This window comes from Paenibacillus apii, assembly GCF_011043685.1.
Lineage (GTDB): Bacteria > Bacillota > Bacilli > Paenibacillales > Paenibacillaceae > Paenibacillus_AQ > Paenibacillus_AQ sabinae.
The window spans coordinates 347,066-372,539 of record NZ_JAAKGU010000003.1 but is presented as its reverse complement, the minus strand read 5'-3'; the positions used below and the strand labels follow the sequence as shown (position 1 = coordinate 372,539).

The 25,474-nt window shown below is 53.6% G+C and carries 17 protein-coding genes; 10 read left to right on the top strand and 7 right to left on the bottom strand.

Annotated features, from left to right (window positions below):
• Positions 1-12 precede the first annotated feature (12 nt).
• Positions 13-1,017, bottom strand: a complete 1,005-nt coding sequence (locus G5B47_RS10105; protein ID WP_165097427.1) for a LacI family DNA-binding transcriptional regulator — start codon at positions 1,015-1,017, stop codon at positions 13-15.
• Positions 1,018-1,537: 520 nt separating this feature from the next.
• Here G5B47_RS10105 and G5B47_RS10100 point away from each other — a divergent pair.
• Together G5B47_RS10100 and G5B47_RS10095 are read left to right on the top strand one after the other, a co-directional pair.
• Positions 1,538-7,492, top strand: a complete 5,955-nt coding sequence (locus G5B47_RS10100) for a glycoside hydrolase family 66 protein (protein WP_165097425.1) — start codon at positions 1,538-1,540, stop codon at positions 7,490-7,492.
• 199 nt (positions 7,493-7,691) lie between these two features.
• Positions 7,692-9,980: a glycoside hydrolase family 66 protein gene (locus G5B47_RS10095; protein WP_165097423.1), complete on the top strand. Its 2,289-nt coding sequence runs from the start codon at positions 7,692-7,694 to the stop codon at positions 9,978-9,980.
• A 51-nt stretch (positions 9,981-10,031) separates the two neighbouring features.
• On the opposite strand, the gene G5B47_RS10090 is transcribed toward G5B47_RS10095, so the two are convergent.
• Complete coding sequence (locus tag G5B47_RS10090; RefSeq protein WP_165097421.1) at positions 10,032-11,036, bottom strand: LacI family DNA-binding transcriptional regulator; 1,005 nt, start codon at positions 11,034-11,036, stop codon at positions 10,032-10,034.
• A 477-nt stretch (positions 11,037-11,513) separates the two neighbouring features.
• Here G5B47_RS10090 and G5B47_RS10085 point away from each other — a divergent pair, with 477 nt between their 5' ends.
• From G5B47_RS10085 to G5B47_RS26015, 6 genes are all read left to right on the top strand, one after another.
• Complete coding sequence (locus tag G5B47_RS10085; RefSeq protein ID WP_025333566.1) at positions 11,514-12,482, top strand: LacI family DNA-binding transcriptional regulator; 969 nt, start codon at positions 11,514-11,516, stop codon at positions 12,480-12,482.
• A gap of 54 nt (positions 12,483-12,536) precedes the next feature.
• Positions 12,537-13,556 (top strand): ABC transporter permease, encoded by a 1,020-nt coding sequence (locus G5B47_RS10080; protein ID WP_328804505.1) that lies wholly within the window; start codon positions 12,537-12,539, stop codon positions 13,554-13,556.
• A gap of 16 nt (positions 13,557-13,572) precedes the next feature.
• Complete coding sequence (locus G5B47_RS10075; RefSeq protein WP_165097419.1) at positions 13,573-14,463, top strand: carbohydrate ABC transporter permease; 891 nt, start codon at positions 13,573-13,575, stop codon at positions 14,461-14,463.
• 117 nt (positions 14,464-14,580) lie between these two features.
• Positions 14,581-16,239, top strand: coding sequence for an extracellular solute-binding protein (locus G5B47_RS10070; protein ID WP_165097417.1), 1,659 nt, complete (start codon positions 14,581-14,583; stop codon positions 16,237-16,239).
• Between the two features lie 99 nt (positions 16,240-16,338).
• Positions 16,339-18,585 (top strand): GH32 C-terminal domain-containing protein, encoded by a 2,247-nt coding sequence (locus G5B47_RS10065; RefSeq protein WP_165097415.1) that lies wholly within the window; start codon positions 16,339-16,341, stop codon positions 18,583-18,585.
• A gap of 34 nt (positions 18,586-18,619) precedes the next feature.
• Positions 18,620-20,098, top strand: coding sequence for a glycoside hydrolase family 32 protein (locus G5B47_RS26015; protein ID WP_328804504.1), 1,479 nt, complete (start codon positions 18,620-18,622; stop codon positions 20,096-20,098).
• An 81-nt stretch (positions 20,099-20,179) separates the two neighbouring features.
• Here G5B47_RS26015 and G5B47_RS10055 read toward each other — a convergent pair whose 3' ends face one another.
• The 5 genes from G5B47_RS10055 to G5B47_RS10035 form a co-directional block, all read right to left on the bottom strand.
• The gene (locus G5B47_RS10055) at positions 20,180-20,428 is read right to left on the bottom strand and encodes a glutaredoxin family protein (protein WP_165097413.1); all 249 of its coding nucleotides are present in this window, start codon (positions 20,426-20,428) and stop codon (positions 20,180-20,182) included.
• A complete protein-coding gene (ytxJ, locus tag G5B47_RS10050) occupies positions 20,425-20,751 on the bottom strand; it encodes a bacillithiol system redox-active protein YtxJ (RefSeq protein WP_165097411.1) in 327 nt (108 codons plus the stop codon). The genes G5B47_RS10055 and ytxJ overlap by 4 nt, the downstream gene beginning before the upstream one ends.
• A gap of 92 nt (positions 20,752-20,843) precedes the next feature.
• A complete protein-coding gene (locus tag G5B47_RS10045; protein WP_165097409.1) occupies positions 20,844-21,356 on the bottom strand; it encodes a GNAT family N-acetyltransferase in 513 nt (170 codons plus the stop codon).
• A 182-nt stretch (positions 21,357-21,538) separates the two neighbouring features.
• Positions 21,539-22,039: a hypothetical protein gene (locus G5B47_RS26010; protein ID WP_206107309.1), complete on the bottom strand. Its 501-nt coding sequence runs from the start codon at positions 22,037-22,039 to the stop codon at positions 21,539-21,541.
• A gap of 64 nt (positions 22,040-22,103) precedes the next feature.
• Positions 22,104-22,805, bottom strand: a complete 702-nt coding sequence (locus G5B47_RS10035; protein WP_165097406.1) for a GntR family transcriptional regulator — start codon at positions 22,803-22,805, stop codon at positions 22,104-22,106.
• A gap of 160 nt (positions 22,806-22,965) precedes the next feature.
• Here G5B47_RS10035 and dpaL point away from each other — a divergent pair, with 160 nt between their 5' ends.
• Both dpaL and G5B47_RS10025 read left to right on the top strand, forming a co-directional pair.
• Positions 22,966-24,177, top strand: a complete 1,212-nt coding sequence (gene dpaL / locus G5B47_RS10030; protein ID WP_206107308.1) for a diaminopropionate ammonia-lyase — start codon at positions 22,966-22,968, stop codon at positions 24,175-24,177.
• 20 nt (positions 24,178-24,197) lie between these two features.
• Complete coding sequence (locus G5B47_RS10025; protein ID WP_165097403.1) at positions 24,198-25,442, top strand: Zn-dependent hydrolase; 1,245 nt, start codon at positions 24,198-24,200, stop codon at positions 25,440-25,442.
• Positions 25,443-25,474 lie beyond the last annotated feature (32 nt).

Below are 25,474 nucleotides of genomic sequence, written 5' to 3'. Positions count from 1 at the left end.
TTGCCAGATTAATTAGGGAAGTGTCCGCACCGTCTGTCTTTCGATAATCGAATGGGTGACGATTCGGCTGTTGACGTTTTCTTGCGTGTCGATCATGTAAATGAGCTTTTCGCAGGCGATTTTGCCAATCTCACAGAGAGGCTGGCTGATCGTAGTCAAGGGTGGAACCACCATTTGGGCAAGCCTCAGATCATCGTATCCCATAACGGACAGGTCGTCCGGAATCTTGAGTCCGTGCTTAGCAGCGGCCGTCATGGCGCCAATCGCCATTTCGTCGCTGGCCGCGAACAATGCCGTACAATCCGGTGCCGTCTTTAACAATGTCTCCATCGCATGGCAGCCGCTGAGAAATCCGAAATCGCCGTAGGCCAGATAGCCTGGCTTAAACGGAAGGCCGTGCTCCTCAAGCGCTTTTTTATATCCTTCCACTCTGGGAATTCCGGCGATGGTATCATTTTTGGTTCCGCCGATCATGGCGATCTTCCGGTGGCCCTTGCGAATCAGGTATTCGACGGCGTCGAATGCGGCCTGATAATCATCGACCTTTACATACGGAACCTTGACAAAGCGCGACTCGGAGGAAATTAGCACAACCGGAATGTTCATTCGCTCCAGCACGGCGTAGTATTCCTTTTTTAACACCTCACTGGAAAAAATAAGCCCGTCAATCTGCTTCTCCCGCAGCACCTGCAAATACTTCATCGTCCGTTTGCCGTCCGAATCGGTATTGCATACGACGACGCTGTAATTATGATCATGGGCGGACGCTTCAATTCCCTGGAGAACATCCGAAGAAAACGCGCTGGATACGCTGGGAAACATCACGCCGATCGTGTGGGTCCGCTTGTTGATGAGCCCCCGGGCGATGGCATTGGGCTGATAGCCGATCTCTTCGATGGCCTGAAACACCTTTTGCTTTGTTTTGTCCGAGTATCCCGGCAGATTGTTCAGCACTCTCGAGACAGTGGCGATGGAAACATTCGCCTTCCGGGCCACATCTTTAATCGTTGGATTCATAGTGAAATCAAGTCCCGACCGATTTAGATTAAACGTTTACGTTAATAAGCAAGAAGAAACGGCTGCGCCGTCCTGTTAGGAGCGCAAGCTTCCGAAGTGGCGATACAAGTATCGCCTTCAGGTATCGTTTCTCGTAGAAATATAAGGCAAATGATAAGCGCGAAGCTTATACTTTCTTATATTTTAAAAAAATCTCCACCTTACGAAAACGCTTACTCCGATAATAAGGGGAAAGGTTGTATTTGTCAACGCGAAATAAACAGGGGTCAAAATCGAATGGAAACCATGCGTTGACAAAAGAAATATCTGGAGATATATTCGTGGTAAGCGTTTACGCCAGGTGCATGCTGCATGAACAACCGGGGAACAGAGATGCTTGCGTAATTTTACGTAAACGTTTACATTCCGGCTCTGGAAATGAAGGAGGTTAGGAAGGAGAGAACCAGACGAATAATAAACGCATTTAGGTAAACGTTTACGTTGTTAGCCCGACTATTATCACCGACAAGGAGGAAAGCTCATGAAACGCCAAAAGGCGATTGTGTATTTCTGTCTGCTGCTTCTGCTGGTTCAGACCTGCACGCTCGGTTATGCCCGCAATTCAGCTGCAGCTGCCGCGGGGGAGGACCAGCAGGCTGAACATCGAATCCTGCAGATGGTTCCATCCAAGGCCCGTTTTACTCCGGGGGAACCCGCCGAACTCATTCTTACGCTGAATCAATCCGCAGACTGGAGCGGGAAGCTTTATGTGCAAATTTATAAGCTCAACACGCTTATTGCGGAAGGCGTCAAAGACCTGACCGTACTGAAAGACGGAAGCGCCGAACTAAAGGTGGATTGGACACCGCCCGCGGGCGATTTCACTGGTTATCTCGCCAAGGCCTGGACCGAGGGCGCGGTTTCTGGCGATTATGTGACTGCGGCCATTGACGTTTCCAGTGACTGGACGCATTTTCCGAGATACGGCTATGTAGCCGATTTTCCGAAGGAAACGGCGGCGGAGAGCGACGCCAAGCTGAAGCAGCTCTCCCGGGAGTATTATCTGAACGGCTACCAGTTCTATGACTGGATGTGGCGCCATGACGTATCTGTCTACTCGAAGACGGACGCGAACGGAAAGCCGCTAAAGGACAAGGACGGCAACTTCATTACGGAGCCGGTTAACGCGGATTCGAGCTATACGGATCTGCTCGGACGGCTGCTGTTTCCGCTGACCGTCAAGCAGTCCGTCTCGGCGGCCCAGAAATACGGATCGGCGGCGATGGCCTACGAAATGAACTATGCGGCGCGCGAGCATTATGAGGATTTCGGCGTCAAGCCGGAGTGGGGGCTGTATAACAAGACATCCGTCGCACCCAGAACGCCGGAGAAGGATCAGGTCGGTTTCTATTTCGACGGCGTGAAGCCGAATCCGACGGCGCTGTATCTGCAAGACCCCGGCAATCCGGAATGGCGGTCCTACATCACCAAGGAGTATGTGCGGGCGGTCAACGATTTCGGCTTCGACGGCATCCATCTGGACCAGTGGGGAGCCAATGACAAGGATTATTTGCTGGGCTACGACGGCACTCCGCGCTACTTCGCGCTCGATTTTGACAAAATCATCAATTCCACCAAGGACGCTCTCCTTGCAAACAATAAGGATAAAAGTCATGTGGCCTTCAATATGGTCGGCGGCAATCAGGGGTACAGCGCCGTGCCGAATCCGGATACGAAGACCGACTTTGATTACAGCGAAATTTGGCAGGATAAGGACAAGTACAAGGATCTTCAGGAGGTCGTGAATCAGACCCGTGAAGCCGACGGCGGCAAAGGGATGGTCATCGCCGGCTATATGAACTACAAGCAGGCGACGGGCGTTCATTATGACGGCTCCGAGGCGAAGGATGTTCCGAGTACGGTCGTGTTCCAATCCCGGATCGGCAAGGCGGCGAGCTGGGTCGGGGACTTCGGCCGAAAGGACGAGGATCAGATCGTATTTACAGTCGATGCTCCCGAAGACGGCGATTATCAATTGACTCTCCGTTACGGGCACGGCAACGACGGCGGCAGTCCGGAAGGTTATCTGACCGTCAACGGCGAGCCTGCGGCCGATTCTATCGTATTCGATCAGAAGACGGGCTGGGGTCATCCGACGGCCGAGGCCAAGGTGACCGGCATCAAGCTGCATAAAGGCCGGAACGAGGTCAAGCTTCAGCTCTCCTCCGACAATCTGTGGCTGAATGTGGGCAGCCTGATTGTCGAGAACGGCAGCGGCTACTCGAAACAGTACGACGCCGTATTTGCGGAATTAATCAGCTGCAAGGTCGATCAGTACGGCAATGTGTATTACTTTGAAACGGACGGCGATTATGTGACCTTCCATGTGAATGTCCCTGCCGATGGAGATTATCCGCTGGAAATCAGCTACAGTGTGGACAGCGCGGCTGTAAACCGGGAGCTGTACGTTAACGGAGCCAAGTCGCCTGATGTGAACTTTTCGCCTACGGGCGGCTGGGACAGCTTCAAGGAAATTCCCGCCGGCGCCGTTCATCTGAAGGCGGGCGACAATACGATCACCCTGAAATCGGCTTCGAACGATCCGGGGATGAAGCTGCAGTATCTGAATCTGGACGGACAGCGGGTAATGGCCGAGAACGCCGATATCGGCTGGCAGCCGACATCGGCGACCGAAATCGAGAAGGTTGCAAGCGAACTTACGGAGCCTGTCGAAATATTGGTGGGCGACAGCGAGAGAGTGGCTTTTACCGGTGAAGTGAAAGTCTCCAGTCCCTCGGATAGTGAAAAAGCAAGAACGGACTCTCACAACGCCGGGTCCACCGTTACGTTTAAAGCGGATAGTGACAAGAATAAGAAGGCAGCTTTGAGAGTCTACTATCACTCCGGAAACAATGTCGAGCTGAAGACTACCGTATCGAACGCGGTCTATGACGTTTTGGGAACTTACAGCACCACTTTGCCGGAGAACGGCTGGTATGACGAAAACAACAACAATCAATGGGGCTTTGCGGATCAGGAGATTCAGCTGGACGCTGGCGTGAATTTTATCAAGTTGGAACTGACAGATCCCTTGGATTATCTGAATCTCCACGGCATTCGGTTAAGCGAAGCAAGCGAGAGTGCTGGGGCAGGTTATATCCGAAGCTTCAAGCAGCAGGGCGATTATGTCGCATTTAAACTTCCGTCTGTTCCTGCATCCGGAAGCTATCCGGTGTCCATTACGTACAAGAACGGCGGGGCGGATACCGTCGAACGCATTTTGTATGTGGACGGGAAGAAGGTTGGACTGTTCCAGTTCGCTCCGACCGGAGAAAATTGGGGAACGGCAACGGAGGATGTGTTCCTGAGCTCCGGCGCGGCCAATGAGGCCGAAGTCAAGAAGGACAGCGCAGCTCTAGAAGAAACCGGAATCGAGATGGACAATATCCGTGTAAACGGAACAACCCTTGAAGCCGAAGACGCGGAAACCGGCTGGGCTCCGGTCGTTCCCCGTACGGGAAGTTTGGATACTTCGTTTGGCAAGACGGACGACTTTGGGCAAAAGGGTCAATCTGTAACCTTTACGGTTAACCCCGATCAGGCCGTTTCCGACTTCTCTATTCTCTATCGCAGCGGCAATGACAGCGTGGTTTCGGTGAGTGTTGACGGCAATGTGGTCGACGGCAGCTGTGCCCTGCCTGTTACGCAAGCCGATTGGGGCGGCCCATTGAAAGCCAAAACAGTGAAAGCCCCGCTATCCGCAGGCTCTCACGAGATCAAGGTGGAAATGCAGTCGAGCGGCCAGTACACGAACCTGAGCAGCCTGCTGGTCGATGAAGTAAACTATGCGGTTGCGAATGCCGTAACGGCTGGGGGAGTGAAAGCATCCGCCGGTTATGTGAGCGGTTTTGCCGAAGACGGAGATTTTGTAGCCTTTAATGTGAAAGCTCCTGCTGAGGGAAGCTACAATCTGGATTGGAACTATAAAAATACCGACTCGGCTGTGGAGAGAGCAGTCAGCGTAAACGGAGCCGAGGCCGAGGAAGTATCGTTCCCGAAAACAGAGGGCGAAACTTGGACGGCTGCCCGCCAGAACGGAGTCCATTTGAATCAGGGACTCAATTCCATCAAGATTGCCGTAAGCCAGCTCGACGACCGGGGGATTGTGCTCGACAGCCTGAAGGTTGCTTCGGACAACAGTGAATTCACCCGCACTTTGGAAGCGGAAAATGCGGACTTCCTGGCACCAATGGTGTTGTATAAGGATACCGTCTTGAACTTCGGCCACCCAAGTGACGCCGTATCATTCGATATCAACGTTCCACAGTCTGGCGAAACCTCGTTGATCTACACGTACTCCAACGCAGGAACGGGAACGAGCCGCGCCGTGTACATTGACGGTGTGCGGGCAAGTGATCTCGGGGGGAATCCCGGACGAATCTATTTTGACCCGACCAGTGACATCAATACCTACAGTCAGGACGGCTATTTCATCGTTCCGCATCTGGATGCAGGCAAGCATACGGTGACGCTCAAAGTGGATGAGGAAAGCGGAACAGGTTCTGTCAACATTAAGGGCTTGACGTTAGGCTATTTCAACGAGCCTTCGCTGCGCCTGATGGACGCCGGTCTGGCCGCTTTGGGAGCAACGCATATTGAAATCGGCGCGGCCGAGAATTTTGCGGACGGTCCAAGCATGCTTGCCCACGAGTACTATCCGAACAAGAGCAAGAAGATGCTGGACTCCACCAAGGAAGCCATGAAGGAGTATTACAAATTCAATGCAGCCTATGAAAATCTGCTGTTCGACAGCAAGGTCGATCCGGCAGCATCGTTAACCGTGGAAGCAGGCGGAAGCAGCCTGCCAACAAGCGGCAGCGGAGCCCGGGATACCATCTGGACGACCGTTCGGAAGAACGCCTCGAACGAGGGCTTTGAACGGTATGATGTGCTTCACCTGATCAATCTGCTGAACAATGACGACAACTGGAGAAACGCTGCCAATGAGCCGTCGCAGCTGAGCAATCTGAAAGTGACCTACGACATTGGAATGTCACAGGAAGAGGCTCCGAACCTGAAAGTGTACGCTGCCACCCCGGACGCCGGTCACGGCGTATCGCAGGAGCTGAAGTACACCCGGGATGGAGATAAGCTGATCATCGAGCTTCCTTCGCTGAAGTATTGGACGATGATTTATGTCGACAAAGCGCCGGAATCCGTGGCCGTTCAGCCGCTCTTCGGCACGGAGCCGGGCCAGGTACCAAGTGCTGAGCCTAGCCCAAGCGTGGCGCCAAGCCAGTCACCGTCGCCGAGTCCGTCCCCTTCGGCAACGCCTGCACCGGTCGGCGCACCCGCTTCTTCGCCGTCGCCGTCGCCAAGCGCTTCTCCGGCTGCAATGGAGCTGAAGAAGGAGGATTTGGAACAGGCGGCAAACGGTAAGGTCACGATCGCCCTGGATGAAGGCAAGTACAGCCGGGTCGCCATTCCTGCTGCAATCGCGGACGGGTTGAAGGACAAGAGTCTGGTTGTACAGGGCAAGGGCTTTGCCTTGGAGGTGGGGTATGCTACCCTTGCGCAGCTTCTGGAGGAGAATAAAGGAGACTTGGCCGCGGGCGCGCAGATTGTCCTCTCTTTCCATAAAATCGAGGCCAAGGATGCGGCTCTGCCGGGCGCGAAGCCTTGGGCGGCGGCAGGCTCCGTATACGATTTGCAGCTGGGTCTTGCGAAGGCAAACGGAGAGGTTGCGAAGCTTTCATCGTTTAAGAGTCCAATGCAGCTCTCCCTGAACGTTGACGGGCAGGGATACCCTGCCGAGCTTCTCGGAATCTACTACTATAATGAAGTCTTGAAGCAGTGGGAATACATCGGCGGCAAGGCGGACGGCGCAGGCCGTACGGTAAGCGCGGATTTAAGCCATTTCAGCCGATACACCGTGTTCGCGTACGACAAGTCTTATACGGACGTGAAGGAAAGCCACTGGGCTTACGGCGCGATCCGGTCCCTGACAGCCAAGCATGTCATTAACGGATTGACGGACAGCACCTTTGCGCCGTCGGTCAAGGTCACGCGCGCTCAGTATGCCGCGATGCTGGCTAAAGCGCTCCATCTGCGGAGCGGCGATCCGGCTCCATTCCGTGACGTGGCGGCGGGAGCCTGGTACGCTCCTGACATTGCCGCCGCCTACGAGGCCGGTATCATTGCCGGCCGCAGCGCAGAGGAGTTTGCGCCAAGCGCAGAGATTACCCGGCAGGAAATGGCGGTAATGCTGGCTAAAGCGTTCAAGCATGCGGGCGAAAGTCTGAGCGCGAACGGGCAGAGCCTGACGTTCCGGGATCGCGGACAGATTGCGGCCTGGGCGCTCTCCTCGGTTCAGGCCGCAGACAGCGCCGGGCTTATGGCCGGACAGGCGGATGGACGCTTCGCGCCGAAAGCGGCGGCTACACGGGCGGAGGCGGCCCAGACGATCGCGAATTTATTGAACAAGACGGATAACTGAATCGATACCGACAGCCAAGTTCCAACAGAACCGATTCCCGCTAAGGGAATCGGTTTCTTTTGCGGTCATACGCATATGGAATAAGAAAGAAGATTCCGCAGCCTGGAGTTACTTTTTTTGGGGAAGGGGTGATGCCTATGATTGATAACGCTTTCTTATGAGTGCCAAGGATCAATTAAACTAAAAAATGAGGTGTTTTATGAAAGGTAAAGTGTCTGCGATGAAGTTCTTAGGAAAGCGAATGATGGCAGTCACGGTGATGATGGCGCTGATACTGTCTGCCGCCTCTGCTGCAATCAGTCAGGTCAAGGTTTTCGCTTTCTTGGCGGGCAGTGTGATTACGGAATTGAGTACGGATCTGCCCCGGTACAATCCCGGCCAGACGGTGACGATAACGGCTAAGCTAACCAATGATACGGGAGGATCGCTGAGCAATGCGACCGTTACTTTGTATTACAAGCATCTGGAGCAGGAAGTCGGCACGGAAGCCCAGACCTTCTCGCTTGGTAGCGGCGCAACGGGTACTCTGACCTTTTCTTGGCAGCCGCCTAGTACGGATTATCAGGGTTATCTGATCGAAGCGTGGGTCAGGGACTCGTCCGGTAATATACTAGACAACCTGAATACGGCGGCTGATGTGTCTTCCTCCTGGACCAAGTTCCCTCGTTACGGTTATCTGTCCGTCTTTAATTCCCAAAGCTCCGCCGCTTCTTCGGATACGATTCAAAAGCTGGCCAAATATCATATTAACGCGCTGCAATTTTACGATTGGCACTGGGAGCATCATATTCCGCTTTCGGGGACGGTTTCAAATCCGAGTCCGACCTGGAACGATGTGGCTAACCGGACGATCTACAAGCAAACGCTGACCGATTACATTAGCTTCGCACACAGCAGCAATATGTCGGCTATGGCTTACAATCTGCTGTACGGCGCATTTGACGGTTACGACACAGACGGATCCGGGGTGCAGCCATCATGGGGGATCTACACCGATACGAATCATACCACGCAATGGGGCTTCCCGCTGCCGGGCGGTTGGGCCACTTCTAAAATCCATTTCATGAACCCCGCTAATACGAGCTGGCAAAATTACATCATCAGCAGACAAAAAGATGTCTTTAATGCCTTCGCCTTCGACGGCTGGCATGTGGATCAGGTCGGGGAATTTCCGGATACAAGCAAGTACGACTATAATGGGAATCCGATCAATCAGTCCTCCGGTTTTGCCTCTCTGCTTAACAACGCCAAGTCGCAGATGCCGAACAAGACGATTATTTTCAACAACGTGAATACCTACGGTTACGCTGATACGGCGAATGCCAATGTTGATCTGATGTATACGGAACTGTGGGACGACAGGGATCTGTCCAATATCAAGGATGTTCTGGATACGCAGACCTCGCTCAGCGGAAAAGCCTCCGTATTTCCGTTATATATGAACTATAATTACCAGGAACAATTTCAGGATTTGAATCCCGGTCATTTCAATACGCCCGCAGTGCTGCTGGCCGATGCCGGAATATTCGCCATGGGCGCTCAGCATCTTGAGCTTGGTGACAACCTTAATATGCTCGATCACGAATATTTCCCGAACAAGCACCTGATCATGTACGATGAATTGAAGAAAAAACTGCTGGCGCTATACGATTTTGCCGTCGCTTACGAGAACCTGCTGCGTGATGGCCTGGCGAATACCAATAACCGGGTGGAGCTGCCCGGCATTGCTTCCAGTACCCGCTCCGATGCCAACAAGGTATGGACCTTCACCAAGGCGGGCAAGGGATACGAAGTCATCCAGATGATCAATCAGCTTGGAATTACCGATACCGCTGTCCGGGACAAAGATGCGACCAAACCCGCACCGTCTCCCCAAACCAACGTTACGGTTAAATATTATTATACGAACGGTCCGGTAGGACAGGTGAATTATGCTTCGCCGGACTATGACAACGGGAAAACCTACCAGCTTCCATTCACCGCCGGTTCCGACGGATACGGCAATTATGTGCAGTTTACTGTGCCGACCCTGCAATATTGGGACATGATTTATATTACGCCAAAGCCGAATCTGCTGCTTAATGGAGGCTTTGAGAGCGGAGATCTGACCGGGTGGACCGAGTGGCATCCAAGCGGTCAAGCGGCAGCGTACGGAATTGACGGCAGTGATGTTCATGAAGGAGGCAAGAAGCTCTACTTCTGGTATGTAAACGCTTACCAACAGAGCGTTCATCAGATTAAAACCGGACTAAGCAATGGAAGCTATACGGTTACGGCCTGGGTAAAAGCGACAGCGAACGGCTCTCAGCCTTCCGCCGCCCGGCTCGAAGTTAACGGCGCCTACACCAACTTTACGGTGGACGGAATCTGGCGCCAGTATACAGCTGACGTGACGGTGAGCGGAGGGCAGGTCGATGCGGGCTTCTATGTGAACTCTCCGGGATCGACGTCCATACAAATCGATGACGTGAAACTGGTTAAAAATTAACCAAAGCAGCACAAAACCCTCCCTTTATTTTTGGTAACGGGAGGGTTTTCTTTACGCAAGCGTCCTTACCGTCTGTCTTTCTACAATGGAATGGGCGACTATTTGTCCTGTGGCCGTTTGGCCGGTTTCAATCATTTGAATCAGAATTTCCGAAGCCATTTGGCCCATTTCAACCAGCGGCTGCCGGACCGTTGTTAAAGGGGGGACCACCATGCTGGACAGCTGCAGCCCGTCAAATCCGATGACGGAAATATCGTCCGGAACCTTGAGCCCATGCTTGTAAGCGGCGGACAGCACCCCAATCGCCATTTCGTCGCTGGCCGCAAAGACAGCGGTGAGATCGGGAACGGTACGAAGCAATTTCTCAAATTCCCTGCACCCGCTCTCAAACCGGAAGTCGCCATATACGAGATACCGTTCGTCGAAAGGAATCCCATGCTTCTGAAGCGCTCTCAAGTATCCTTGCACTCGCGGGGCGCCGGTCAAGACATCTTCCTTGCCGCCGCTGATCATGGCGATTTTGCGATGGCCCTTGGCCACGAGGTAATCCACCGCGTCGTATGCGGCCTGAGAATCATCGATTCGGACGTAGGGAATGGCGGGATCATTGCTCTGCGAAGAGATAAGCACAACCGGTATTTTCATATTACCGATAACTTCGAGGTATTCGTCCCTTAACTCGCTGCTGGAAAAAATAATGCCGTCCACCTGCTTCTCCCTTAGCAGCTGCAAATACTTCATCGTCCGCTTCCCGTCATCATCCGTGTTGCATACCACGATACTGTAGTTGCGGCCATGGGCGAAATCTTCAGCCCCCTGCAAAATTTCGGAGGAGAAGGAGCTGGAAACATTCGGGAACAGAACGCCGATCGTCTGCGTCCGCTTATTGATAAGACCGCGTGCGATCGCATTCGGCTGATAACCGATTTCCTTGATGACCTCGTTAACCCGTTGTCTGGTCTTGTCGGTGTATCCTCCCAAATTGTTCAGCACCCGGGAGACTGTGGCGATGGAGACATTAGCCATTTTTGCGACATCTTTAATCGTGGGATTCATTCAGGTTCCTCCAAAAATGCGGCTGAAAGCAGCCTGTTAAGCGATTTTCTCACTATGCTGTTACGGTCTGGGTCAGCTCTATTAGGCTGCGATATTCGCAACGAAAATTAACGTAAACGCTTTACAAAAATATAAACCGGGCTATTGACCCTGTCAACGGATGGAGTGAAATTTGAGGCTGGACGTCTCCAGTTTGTCGTGAGTTCGTGAATTTCGGGCAAATATACTTGTTTCCCACCAAAAAGAATAAAATCTCCGTTAACCACTAATGTCAATTTTTCATTTGATTTTAACTGTACATTTATGCGGGTTGGGCTTCTTATTTTAGGAGTATTGTGCCCGCTATTCACTCTCATTAGTTCATCCTTTCCTCCACCCGAAAAAAATAAAGTGGAAACGATTCAAAATTCCTATTGAAACGTTTCCAAACTCATGTTATGATAGCGCTATCAAAGAAGTTAAGGCGGAGGAAGTCATATGGCCAGTATCAAAGATGTAGCCAATTTAGCAGGAGTCGCGGTGGGCACGGTTTCCAGAGTCATCAATAATGCCGGAGCGGTTAAACCGGCAACGCGTGCCAAGGTCAAGGCGGCGATCGAGCAATTGAACTACGTGCCGGATGAGGTGGCCCGCAACTTCAAAATGCAGAAATCGAAGATGATTGCACTTCTCTTGCCGAGTATCTGGCATCCGTTCTTTTCCGAGCTTGCCTATTATATTGAAGATGAGCTCGACCGGGAGGGCTACAAGCTGATGCTCTGCAACAGCGGGGGCAAGCCCGAGAAGGAATTGTATTACTTCGATATGCTGAAGCAGAACAAGGTTGCGGGGGTTGTCGGAATCACCTACAACGATATTGAGAACAGCGTAAGCACCGACATTCCGATGATCAGCATCGACCGGCATTTCAACAAGAAGATCACCTGCGTGACCTCGGACAACTTCGAGGGAGGGCGGATTGCGCTTAGAGAACTGGTCAAGGCCGGCGTGAAGAAACCCGCTTTCCTTGGCAATGTGCCTTTTGTATACAGCGAGACCATGCTTCGGAAGGAAGGCTTCGTACACGAAGCCAAAATCCTGGGCGTTCCTTATGAAGTGTACGAGGAACCCGATCCGCTCCGGGATGAGGATAAGTACTACAGCACGTTTCTGAACCGTTACCAGGACATCGACGGCGTATTCGCCATCACGGATATGGCTGCAGCCAAATATATCGAGAAAGCCAAGCAAGCCGGCATTCGTGTTCCGGAAGATGTGAAGGTCATCGGTTATGACGGCATTCAGGACCATCCTTATTTCCATCCGCTGCTCTCCACGATTCGCCAGCCGGTGGAGGAAATGGCCAGAACGGCCGTAAGGCTGCTGCTGAAGAAAGCGGAAGGAGAAACGCTGGACCGTGAAGTCTACCAGATCCCTGTAACGTATCGGGCGGGAGAGACAACCTGATTTTTTTTAGAACTAATTGGAAACGTTTCAAAAGAATAAGGGGGGAACGGATCAATGGAACCTAAATCGAAAATATCAATGGAGGCCTCAAACGGAAGTCCGATGTCCGCGCCGATGCGGGCGCTTCCGAATCTGCCGGGACGGCGTGCCGCCAAGAGATGGGAGTCGCACATGAGAAAGCTGAAATCTGCCCGGAAAAATTGGGAGCTGTATCTGCTGCTTGTTCTGCCTGTCGCGTACTTTATTATTTTCAGGTACATCCCGATGTACGGCGTACAGATCGCTTTCAAGGATTTTTCGCCGCGTGACGGAATCTGGGGCAGCCCCTGGGTAGGGTTTCAGTATTTCAAGGAATTTTTTGAATCCTATAACTTCTGGACGATTATCAAGAATACGGTTCTGCTTAGCCTCCTGAACCTGCTGATCTCCTTCCCCATTCCCGTAATCATCGCGATTCTGCTCAACCAACTGGCAAGGGAGAAGCTGAAGAAGTTCGTCCAAACTGTGATTTACGCGCCTTATTTCATTTCTACTGTCGTGCTTGCCGGTATGATTCTCGTGTTCCTTTCGCCCAACAGCGGTCTGATTAATCATATCATCGGAGCATTCGGCGGGGAGCCGGTGCTGTTCATGTCCGAAGCCGGCTGGTTCCGCCCGATTTACATCATGAGTACGGTTTGGCAGGAGACGGGATTCGCTACCATTATCTATCTGGCCGCGCTGGCCGGCATCGATCCGCATCTGCATGAAGCCGCCGTCGTGGACGGAGCAAACAAATGGCAAAGAATCCGCCATATCGACTTGACCGGGATTCTTCCCACCATTACCGTACTGTTTATTCTGGCGGTCGGCAACCTGATGAACGTTGGTTTTGAAAAGGCTTTCTTGCTGCAAACGGACCTTAATATTGACGCGTCGGAGATCATTTCGACCTATGTGTACAAAATCGGCATCCAGCGCGCACAGTACAGCTTCTCTGCAGCAATCGGTCTGTTTAACGCGGCCATCAACCTGGTGCTTCTGCTCATCGTCAACCGGACGGCCAAAAAAATAAGCGGAAACGGATTATTCTAGAAAGGGGGAATGGAACATGTTTCGAACGAAAAGCAAGCTCAAAAGCGACATTGCCTTCGATGTGTTCAACTTTATCGTGCTTGGCGGGTTTACGCTGATGATTTTATATCCGCTTTACTTTATCATAATCGCTTCCATCAGTGATCCGAACCAAATCTACGCGGGCAATGTATGGCTGTGGCCCAAGGCGATTACATTCGACGGCTATCAGCGGATTTTTAGCGACAGTACGATTTGGACCGGTTACCGAAACTCCTTGTTTTACGCCGCTCTCACGGCAGTCATTAGTTCCGTGCTTACTGTTATGGCGGCCTATCCGCTGTCGCGCAAAGACCTTTACGGCCGGAGCGCCTTCATGATGATTTTTGCGGTCACGCTCTTTTTTAACGGAGGAATTATCCCGACCTATCTGCTGGTCAAAGATCTTCACATGATCAACACGATTTGGGCGATTGTGCTCCCCGGAGCGGTGGACGCGTTCGCTATCATTATCGCACGGACGTTCTTCCAGAGCTTGCCCGATGAGCTCCGGGAGGCGGCGGCCATCGACGGGTGCACCAATCTGCGGTATATCTGGAGCGTTGTCGTGCCGCTGTCGAAACCGATCATCGCCGTGCTAGTGCTGCTCGCCGTGGTCCGGCAGTGGAACGGATTCTTCGACGCTCTGATCTATGTGAACGATTCCCATCTGTATCCGCTGCAGCTGATCCTGAGAAACATCCTGATCCAGAACCAGCCATCCGGGGATATGCTGACGGATATTACGACACTGGTAGCCCAGCAAAAGGTGACCGAGCTGATAAAATTCGGCGTGATTATTGTGGCGGCTCTCCCTTTGCTTATGCTCTATCCTTTGCTCCAACGCTATTTCGTCAAGGGGGTCATGATCGGTTCGGTCAAGGGATGAGCTTATGGCTTCGAAACTGTTCCATCACGAGCTATAAGGGAGGTGAGGCCCGGAGAATGTTCCGGTGGCAAGCGTCATTATAGGGCCAGTCATCATAAAAGGGAGGTTTGATTGTTAATGAATAGAAAAATGTCCATAGTTCTCAGTACGCTCCTGTGCGCTTCCGTCGTAATGACGGCCTGCAGCGGCAATAACGCTTCAAACAATGCTCCGGCGGCATCGCAGGCTCCGTCGGCTTCGAGTCCGGCGGGTGACGCAAGCGGCGACGCCGCAGGCTTCCCGCTTAAGGACAAACTGACGCTGAAAGCGGTGGCGAAGCGTCCGGCGCTCGCGCCAAGCGATTTCAACGATTTTGAACTGGCGAAGCGGCTGGAGTCGGATACCAATGTTCATGTGGACTGGACGACGATCGTTGATACGGACTACGACCAGAAGAAAAACCTGCTGCTGGCAAGCGGAGATTTGCCGGATATGTTCTTCGGAGCCGGCTTTACGGACACCGAGCTGCTGCATTACGGCCAGGACGGAACCATCATTCCGCTTAACGATCTGATCGACAAGCATATGCCCAATCTGAAGGCCCTGTTTGACAAACGCCCGGACATTAAAGCGCTCGTTACGGCCCCGGACGGCAACATTTATTCCCTGCCTGTAGGCGAGGAGCTCGGAAGCGGGCAGGAGGACATCGGCGCGAATCCGGACTTCCTCTATGTCAACGAGGACTGGCTGAAGAATCTCGGACTTCAGATGCCAAAGACTTTGGAAGAGTATCACAACATTTTGAAAGCGTTTAAAGATAAAGACCCGAACAAGAACGGCAAGAAAGACGAAATTCCGCTTTCCTTCATCAACGCTTATTGGACCGGGGATATCGGCTATCTGTTCGGCGCGTTCGGCGAACCCGACAAAACGTATCAGCCGGGCAACAACACCTTCTCCGAGCATCTGAACGTCAAAGACGGCAAGGTATATTACGCCGCTATGCAGCCGGGGTACAAGGAGGCGCTCAACTACTTCCACACCTGGTTTGAAGAAGGTCTGGTCGATATCGAAGCCTTTACTCATAACGACGCACAGTACTTGGCCAAAGGCAAGACGGAAGATGAAACACTGGGCTCATTCCTCTGGTGGGACCGTACCGACGTAGTGGGCGGGGAACGGGATGACCATTACCCGATCGTGCCGCCGTTTAAAGACATGGTAGTGAAATGGAATAACGGTTCGGCGATTGGCAGAGGCGGCACAGTCATTACGGAAGCGAACAAGAATCCGGAAATTACCGCCGAGTGGCTCGACAGACTGTACGATCCGGTTACGGCCGCGGAAGTTCACTGGGGACCGATCGGCACATGGTTTGAGAAAGACGCTAACGGACTGCTTGTTCAGAAGAAAGACATTGAGAACCCGGGCGAATTCCGGCGGACGGTCGCTTTGGGAGGAGCGGGCGTCATTACAGGAGAAGACTTCGAGAAGGTAGTCGCTCCGGAACCGCGCGCGAAGCAGCGGATGGACGACATCAAGAATATTTTCGTTCCGCAGATGGAAAAAGAGAAATTCCCGCTTATTTTCTTCACGGATCAGGAGCTGCAGACCATCGACCGCCTGAAACCGGAAATCCAGACCTACACGAACAAAATGCGTGCCCAATTCCTGATGGACGGCGGCGTCGATGAAGGCTGGGATAAATACGTCTCCGATCTGAAGAAAATGGGTATCGAGGATCTGATGAAGGTGTATCAGGACGGCTACGACCGTTACTTGCAAGCTCAGAAATAACTGCTGCTTGAGAAATCCGCATCTTATGGGGCAAGCCGGAACGTCAGAACGCTCTGGCTTGCCCCTTCTTAAAAAGGCGGAAAGAATGGAGAGAACAAGGTGAAGAAGCCGATCGCATACTGGACTTTTGACGAAGGCCAGGGAAATCAAGCCGCGGAATCGGTATCCGGCCAAGCCGATACTGTACAATTCGCACTCGGCAAAGGGCGTTTCCAGGCTCCGAGGGACCCGGTCTGGGCTGAGGGAATTAAGGGAAAAGCATTGTCTTTTGACGGATATTCCACGTTCATCCGCCGTTTGGCCGGGCAGACCGCGCAGCCGGTGGAGAATCTCACGGTAACGGCTTGGATTGCCCCGAGAACGTATGATTACGGAGCGGAGAACCGGCTTTCGGCCATTGTGAACCAGCATAACCGGGAAAAGAAGGAAGGCTATATTCTGGGCCTGTTCAGGTACGGGGCCTTGTCGCTCCAGGCGGGAGTGGACGGCGAGTGGCTGGAGACTTGGTCTTCCGAGCCGGTCCCTTTGCACAGGTGGTCTTTTGTAAGTGCCGTCTTCGCGGGGAGCGAAGGGCGGATATCGCTTTATCTCAACGGACGCAAAACAGCGGAGACCCTTCTCGATCAACCTTTGAAAATCACGCCCAGCAGCGCCGACCTGCTCATCGGGCGCAATAATAACGGCGTCATTCTGGCGGAGTCCTTCATTATGAACCACTACGACGGCTGGATGGACGAGTTGGCCATTTATGATTCGGCGCTGACGGATGACGATATCCGCCGGCAGTATGAGCAGGATCTTCAGCCGTATGACGGCGTGATCCCGTCCATCGAACGGGAGGCTATGGAAATCCCGCGTTCGTATTTCGCCGCTGACCGGCACCGGCCGCAGTTTCATATGAACCCGCCGGGACACTGGATGAATGAGCCCCACGCGCCGCTTTATTTCGGCGGCCAATATCATCTGTTCTACCAGCAGAACCCCAATGGCCCGTTCTATCACCATATTCACTGGGGGCACGCGGTCAGCCCGGACCTTGTTCACTGGCGGGATTTACCGACCGCGCTCAGTCCGGAAGCCGGACTTGACCCGGACGGCATCTGGTCGGGCAGCGCCGCCTACGACCCGGATGGCATGCCGGTTCTGTTCTACACCATTGGAAACAATGGAGAGACCCCGAATCAGTCGATCGGTCTTGCGCAAAGCGCCTATCCTGCCGATGGGGATAACGATTTGAAAACCTGGCTCAAGCATCCTTCCCCGATTGTCAGACAAGAGCCGGGAGCCGGATTGTTCGGGGAGTTCCGCGATCCCTTTGTCTGGAGGGAAGAAGGCATCTATTATATGCTTGTCGGAACGGGTGCGGGCGGAGAAGAAGAAGGCGGCACAGCACTCGTCTATGTCTCCTCCGACATGCTGAACTGGGAGTGCCGCGGGCCTTTATATATCAGCGATTACACCAAATACCCGTATCTCGGCAAGGCCTGGGAGCTTCCCGTTCTGCTTCCGCTTCCGCTGGAAGGGAAAGAAGCAGCAAGCTCGGGCAAACATGTCCTGCTCATCAGTCCCTGGGGAGAAGGCGCCAAGGTTGAGGTGAACTACTGGATCGGAGTCTGGGACCGCGAGACGTGCAGATTTACACCGGATGATGAAGAGCCGGGATTGATCGATGTCGGTGATTTTCATTTCACGGGACCGAGCGGGATGGTTGATCCGCGGACCGGACGCTCGCTCGTCTTTACGATTGCCCAAGGCGAGCGGACGCCGGAAATCGATTATGATTGCGGCTGGGCGCACGGAGCGGGCATGCCGGTATCGCTGTTTCTGCGGGCAGACGGTCGGCTTGGCGTCGAGCCGGTGGAAGAAACCGAGCGGCTCAGGGGCAGACGGCTCTTATCCGCGGCCGGAAGCAGTCTGGAAGAAATCAACCGGCAATTGGCCGATGTCAGCGGAGACCTGCTGGAAATCATACTGAGCTTTCATTCCTGCCGGGCGGAGCAGGTCGGCATTTCCCTTCGCCGATCGCCGGACGGTGCGGAGGAGACAGTAATCCGGTTCAATCGTGCGGAGCAGCGGCTTGAGGTTGACCGGACCAAGACGACGCTCGATGAGAGAGAACGGACACGGGGAATACAGGGAGGACTGCTTCCGATAGGAGAGGAAGCCTTACGGCTGCATATTTTTGTGGACCGGTCGCTGATCGAATGCTATGCAGGCGGGCTGAAGAGTCTGACCACCCGGGCTTATCCGTCGAGGCTGGATGCGCTTGGCCTGCTGCTCTGGGCAGACGGACCGGCGGAGCACGTCGATATGGAAGTCTGGGAAATGACTCCGGCATATTCGTGAGTATTCCTGATTAAAGAGAAAAGGAGATGAAGTTGTGATAACAAAATCATACTGTGAAACGTTTCGCCCGCAATTTCATTATTCGCCTGCAGCGAACTGGCTGAACGATCCCAACGGCATGGTTTGGTACGAGGGAGAATATCACCTGTTCTATCAATACCATCCTCACAGCTCGGTGTGGGGTCCAATGCACTGGGGGCATGCGGTAAGCAAGGACCTTGTCTTCTGGGAAGAGCTTCCCATCGCGCTGAAGCCGGACCATAACGGCGCGATCTTCTCGGGCAGCGCGGTAGTGGACCGGAACGATACGACGGGCTTTTTTGGCGGGGGCTCGGGCCTGGTAGCCATATTCACTCATCACGATACGAACCCGGTAAGCGGCGGGCCGCGCCAGAGACAGAGCCTTGCGTACAGTACCGACAAGGGACGGACGTGGACGATGTATGAGGGCAACCCTGTTCTCGAGGACGAGCGGCACATCGATTACCGCGATCCCAAGGTGTTCTGGGACAGTGAACGGCTGCGGTGGGTAATGGTGCTCGCCGCAGGTCAGCGCGTGTTATTCTATCACTCTCCGAACCTCATTCATTGGTCTTTCGGCAGCGAATTTGGCGCTTCGGAAGGCTCGCACGACGGCGTGTGGGAATGCCCCGATCTGTTCCAGCTTCCGGTCATCGGGCGCGGCGGCGAGTCCAAATGGGTGCTCATCGTGAGCATCGGCCCGAATGACGCGCTGGCGGAAGGCTCGCGGACTCAGTATTTTGTCGGAGAGTTCGACGGTGTGAACTTCGTGAGCGACAATCCGCCGGGTACGGTGCTGTGGCTCGATCACGGGAGAGACAACTATGCCGGGGTGAGCTGGTCGGACGTTCCCGCTGAGGATGGGCGGAGGCTGTTCATCGGCTGGATGAATAACTGGAAATACGCCAATCTGCTGCCGACCGAAGGATGGAGAGGCGCGATGACGCTGCCGAGGGAGCTTGGGCTCGTGGTCTGCGAAGACGGCATCCGGCTGCGCCAGCAGCCGGTCAGTGAGCTGGATACGCTCCGGACCCTGAAGTTTCAGCTCGAGGATTTGGCGATTCAAGCCGGGGACGGCAATCTTTTGCAGAGTATTCAAGGTAATACGCTGGAAATTGAGGCGGAAATCAAGCTGGCGGACTCCTCGTCGTTCGGGTTTCGGATTCATGGTTCCCAGGGCCAGGGAACGGTAATCGGTTATGACGCCGGCCGCAGCTATCTGTTCATCGACCGCAGAAATGCCGGCATCACGGACTTCCATCCCGATTTCTCCTGCGAGCACGGGGCGGATCTGAAGCCCTCCGGCGGCATTGTCAAGCTCCATATTTTCGCTGACCGTTCCTCTGTCGAAGTGTTCGCAAATGACGGGCTTGCCGTCCTGACGGATCAGGTATTTCCGGACCCGGCCCATCAGGAGCTGGAGCTGTTCGTTCAGGAAGGAAGCATTGAAATCATCTCTTTGCGCATATACGGTTTGAAATCCATCTGGTAAAAACGGCAAACCAAAAGGAGCCTCATTCCACTGTAAACAATGGAATAAGGCTCCTTTCCAATTGAATAAGGGATCTCACCCTTATTTGTCCAGCCCCGCCGCAGCAAGCAGCTCTTTCAGCTCGCCACGATTAAATCCCTTGACCGCCCGGCCGCCCGCTACGGTGACCGGGATGCCCATGAAGCCGAGGCTCTCCACTTCCTGTTGGTAAGTCTCGCTGGTCATGATATCTCTGACCTCGAACGGGACGCCCTCACTCTGAAGCATTTGTTTCACCCGGCTGCAGTCGCCGCAGCCCTCGGTGGAGTAGACGATGACCTGAGCACTCATTGGCTTACAGCTTCTTTGATGCTCGACTGCGTGATTTTCCAGTGGGACGTATTCCAGCGCACTTCGCCGTCCTCAAGCAGGAAGATTTGCGGAGACTCATGCTTGATGCCGAAATCTTCGGCGATTTTGTTGGAAACCGGACGGTCCTCGATCACGAGCACGACAGCGGCGTCGGTATCATTGTCTTTCAGATAGGTTTGAAATTCCTCATACGCTTTTGCGCTGATCGGGCAGGTGGTGCTGTGCTTGAACAACAGCTTCTTTCCGGGCTTGGCAACGTACTGCTCCAGGTCCTCGGCGGAGTGCAGATGCTGAATGGACATAAGATCACCTTCCTTAATATAGTTGCTAATGAACTGTAATTGTAACTTTGATTGTAACAATGATTCAAAATTAAAGCAATCCGTATAACAGCCTAGCGGAGCGTCTTATAATAAAATACCGTCTCATGCAGCTCCCCGTTCGCCGAACGCGCATAATTCGGAATTCGGCCGGCTTCCGTGAAGCCGAGCGATTGGTACAGCAGGTTGGAAGGGTCGCCTCCCCGGGTATCCAGCACCAGCAGGGTTCTCCCGTCTGACGCCGCACTGGCTTCAGCCGTTTCCATTAGCTTGCGGGCGATGCCCTGGCGGCGGTGCTTCGGATCAACCATGAGCTTAGCGATTTCCGCGCGGTGAAGCCCGTTTGGCTTCATGGCCAGATGGAGCTGAACGCTTCCGGCAATCTCCCCATGGGCCTTGGCGACCCACAGCAGAACGCCCTCGCCGGGAACCCCGCCCCAATAGTCCGTCGCTTCCTCTACGGAGAGCGGCGGCAAAAAACCGACGGATGCTCCGTCATCCACGACCCGAACGAGCAGATCGCCCAGCTGTCCTTCCAGCTCCTTGTCAATTCCGTTGAGTTGTTCAATGTGAACTCCAGTTGTCATACGTGCTTGTCTCCTCTCCGCCAGTCCCAGCTATTAAAAATATCAGCATTCGCTATCCATTATACCGGAGAGAGGGACGGCTTACCTCATCCAAACCCAAAATAGGGACTGTCTTGGCCCTTGCAGCCAAAAGGACAGTCCCTGCTTTACGTTAACCGGACCTTATTCAGGCCGGCACGGTTTTATTGTTGGAAGCTGCGGCCAGGCATCGACGAGAACTGAGCCGGAGTGTGCAGGGAGCCGGTGCCAATCGAAGCAGATCCGCTAAACGAAGATCCGATCGGCTGAGATCCGATGGAAGAGGATCCGATCGAAGATCCGATAGGGGAAGTTCCCAGCTGTGAACCAAAGGATTGGCCGGAAGGAATGGCCGGGTTATGGAACAACGGTTGGCTGTAGGAAGAGCCGAATGTGCTTGGTTGGTACGATTGCTGCTCTACCTGACGGAAAATTTGCGAGATTTGCTGCAGCTGCTGTACAGCTGTCTGGTGGCCTTGCAGAACGGTCTGAATCGTTTGAACCGCTCTACGCTCACGGTTTGCCAGTTCTTCGAGCTGTCTTGCGTTTTGTTCTTCTTGCTGCAGAAGCTGCTGATACACTTGGCTGGATTGTTGTGTTTCGTTGATCAGTTGCTGAATAAGCCGCTCACCTTGGTTGATTTGGCCCGAAATGTTAGTGTTCAAAGTTGTTTCCTCCTAGTGGAATGAATTGAAAATCGAAGTTTATTATGCTTGAGCTTCAGTTGAATTATTCATGCTCAGGCGGATTTGATTTTCGAATTCCATCCGTTTCGGATGCGGCGAAGCGGCGCCGGAAGCTGTTTTTCCAATTGGCTTCAACGTTTTCGGCGGCAGCGGCAAAGTTCTCTTCTTTCAGTGCAGCGATGATTGCTTTATGTTCTTCCACCGATTGCTCCGCTCCCGAAAAGCCGTTGAAATAAGCGACCTCATAACGCCGGAGTTTGTTTTTCAATCCGTAAAGCACGCCGATAAGCTCTTCGTTGGCCGACAAATCGATGATGACCTGATGAAACCGGGCGTCGCATTGCTGGGCGTCCAGCGCATTTTCCTGCTCAAGAGCCCGCTCCAGTTCTTCATTGATTGTCTCGAGCTGCCGGATATGCTCTGGCTTAATATTGGTCTGGGCAAAAGAAACGGCAAGCTTCTCAAGTGTCCAAATCACCGGATACAGACGATGCGCCTGATGAACATCAACGGGAGCCACTTGTGTCCAGCTGTTGGCCTTGGTCTGCACCATTCCTTCTTCTTCCAATCGCAGCAAAGCTTCGCGGATAGGGGTGCGGCTTGTTCCCATCGCCTCCGCCAATTGCTGATCCTTCAGCTTGTCGCCCGGCTTTAATTCTCCGCTGATAATCCATTCCTGTATCTGAAAATACACCTGCTCACGTATCGATGTGCGTTTGACTTTGGTTGTAGATTTTGGCAGCAAAAAGGGCGCCTCCTTCATACTTTTGTATGTAATATATCATGTGCAATTTATATCGATCAAATCAAGCTTCCGCTCAGCAGGAGAAATCCAATTGACACCAAAATAAACGAAATGTAATATGTGATATATTACTTGGGTTTTATGGAAGAAAGGAGCCTTCATGATGAATACCGCTGATTTTCGGTATACAACCAACGATCGGGCCCGTGAGGAAAATGCCGGTAAAACGCCGGTGCGGTTCATTGATCGTGAGCGGGCAGCCAAAGTGAGAAACTTTCACCGAAGTTTTGCCGAATACGAGCCGACGCCCCTGCACAGCCTGAACGATTTATCACGCAAGCTAAACGTCGGCGGCATCTGGATCAAGGACGAATCGCACCGGTTCGGCCTGAATGCTTTTAAAGTGCTGGGCGGCTCCTATGCTGTCGGCAAGTATTTGGCGGAGCGGCTGAAGCTGGATATTTCGGAGCTTGATTTCGGCAAGCTGCAATCCGGGGAGATCAAAGAGCGATTGGGAGAGCTTACGTTTGTTACGGCAACAGACGGAAACCACGGTAGAGGGATCGTCTGGGCAGCCAACCGGCTTAGGCAGAAATCGGTCGTGTTCATGCCCAAGGGCTCTTCGGCGGCAAGGCTGCACAACATAAGAAAGGAAGGGGCGGAAGCCTCCATTACGGAGCTGAATTATGATGACACGGTAAAAATGGCCGCACGGTACGCCGCCGATCATCACGGAGTTCTGGTCCAGGACACCGCGTGGGAGGGCTATGAGGAGATTCCAATCTGGATTATGCAGGGCTACTGCACGCTCATTCATGAGGCAATAGAGCAGTTGAGAGGAGAAGGCCAGAGCTGTCCGACTCACGTATTTCTTCAAGCGGGCGTCGGCTCCTTCGCGGCAAGCGTTCTGGGCTATCTCGTGGCGGAATTCGGGGAGGAACGTCCGGTAACGATCATCGTGGAGCCGAATGAAGCGGCGTGCATCTATAAATCCGCGGTGAAAAATGACGGGAATCCCCATGCCGTGACCGGAGACCTTCGAACGATTATGGCGGGACTCGCCTGCGGGGAGCCCAGCACAGTTGCCTGGGAGATTTTGCGGGATTACGCGGATATGTATATTTCCTGTCCGGATGCGGTGTCGGCCAAAGCTATGCGAATGCTCGGCAATCCTTTGCCCGGCGACCCCCGGGTCGTATCCGGCGAATCCGGCGCCGTGGGATTGGGCGTCCTGAGCCTGATTCGGGAGGAGCAATCTTTGCAGGAAGTAGCTCAGCGGCTGAAATTAAATGAGGAATCGAGAGTGCTTATCATAAGCACGGAAGGCGATACGGACCCTGAGGGGTACAGGGATATCGTATGGGGCGGCTAAGCGAAAGGAGGAAATGAACGATGACACTCAGCAGTTTGAACTTATCTATTCATGGAGGCCGGTTGCTTAGACATATTCAGCAGCTTGGGCAAATCGGCCGTGACGCGGGCGGCCAGTTGACGAGGCTGGCGGCTTCGGACAACGACAAGCACGGCCGTGACGTGCTGATCGCATGGATCAAGGAGGCCGGTCTAGAGGCGGCGGTTGACCGGATTGGCAACATTTTCGGCATATGGCGAGTTCCAGGCCAAGAGCATCAAGCGCCGGTCCTGATTGGCTCTCATATAGATACCGTCATCAATGCAGGCGTGTACGACGGCTGTTATGGTGTTCTTGCCGGCCTTGAGGTCATTCGGACGCTGAAGGAGGCCGGATTCACCCCTTCCCGTCCTATCGCAGTCGCGGCATTCACGAACGAGGAAGGCGTGCGCTATGCCCCCGATATGATGGGTTCGCTTGTGTATGCGGGCGGGCTGCAGATTGAGGAGGCCTTGGCCTCCGTGGGAACAGACGGAAGCGTGCTTGGTGAGGAATTGGCTCGTATCGGCTATGCGGGTACTGAGGAGCCGGGCTTCATGATGCCTCATGCTTATGTGGAGCTTCACATTGAACAAGGACCTGTGCTGGAAAGTATGGACATTCCAATCGGTGCGGTCGAGAATCTTCAGGGGATTTCGTGGCAGCGGATCACCATTGAGGGTGTCGCCAACCATGCGGGTACGACTCCGATGCCGATGCGCAAAGATGCGGGACATGCGGCAGCCCGTGTCATTACATTTTTACGTGACCGTGCGATCCATTCGCAGACATCTGCCGTGGCGACAGTCGGCTGCATCCGTTTTGAGCCTGATGCGATCAATGTCATCCCTTCAAAGGCCACTTTTACTGTTGACCTGCGCAATCCGGACGAGCAGAGTTTACAGGCTGAAGAGGCGGCGCTTGCCGAATATCTCATTGAACTTGCCATTGCCGAAGGGGTGACCATTACCACAGAGCGCATGGCCCGATTTGAGCCGGTCATTTTCGACGCTGCTATTGTCGGGCTGGTGGAAGCCGCCGCCAGGCAGCGCGGTCTGACCTCCAAGCGGATGACGTCTGGTGCAGGTCATGACGCCCAGATGATGGCCCGCATATGTCCGGCAGCGATGATCTTTGTCCCGAGCATCGGCGGCATCAGTCATAACCCGAACGAGCATACCCCGGAACCTGATCTGGTTGCAGGAGCCAACGTGCTGCTTGATGTTATAGCTGATCTTGCCCGGTAAGGCACGAAATTCCGGACAGGCTTATGATTTTA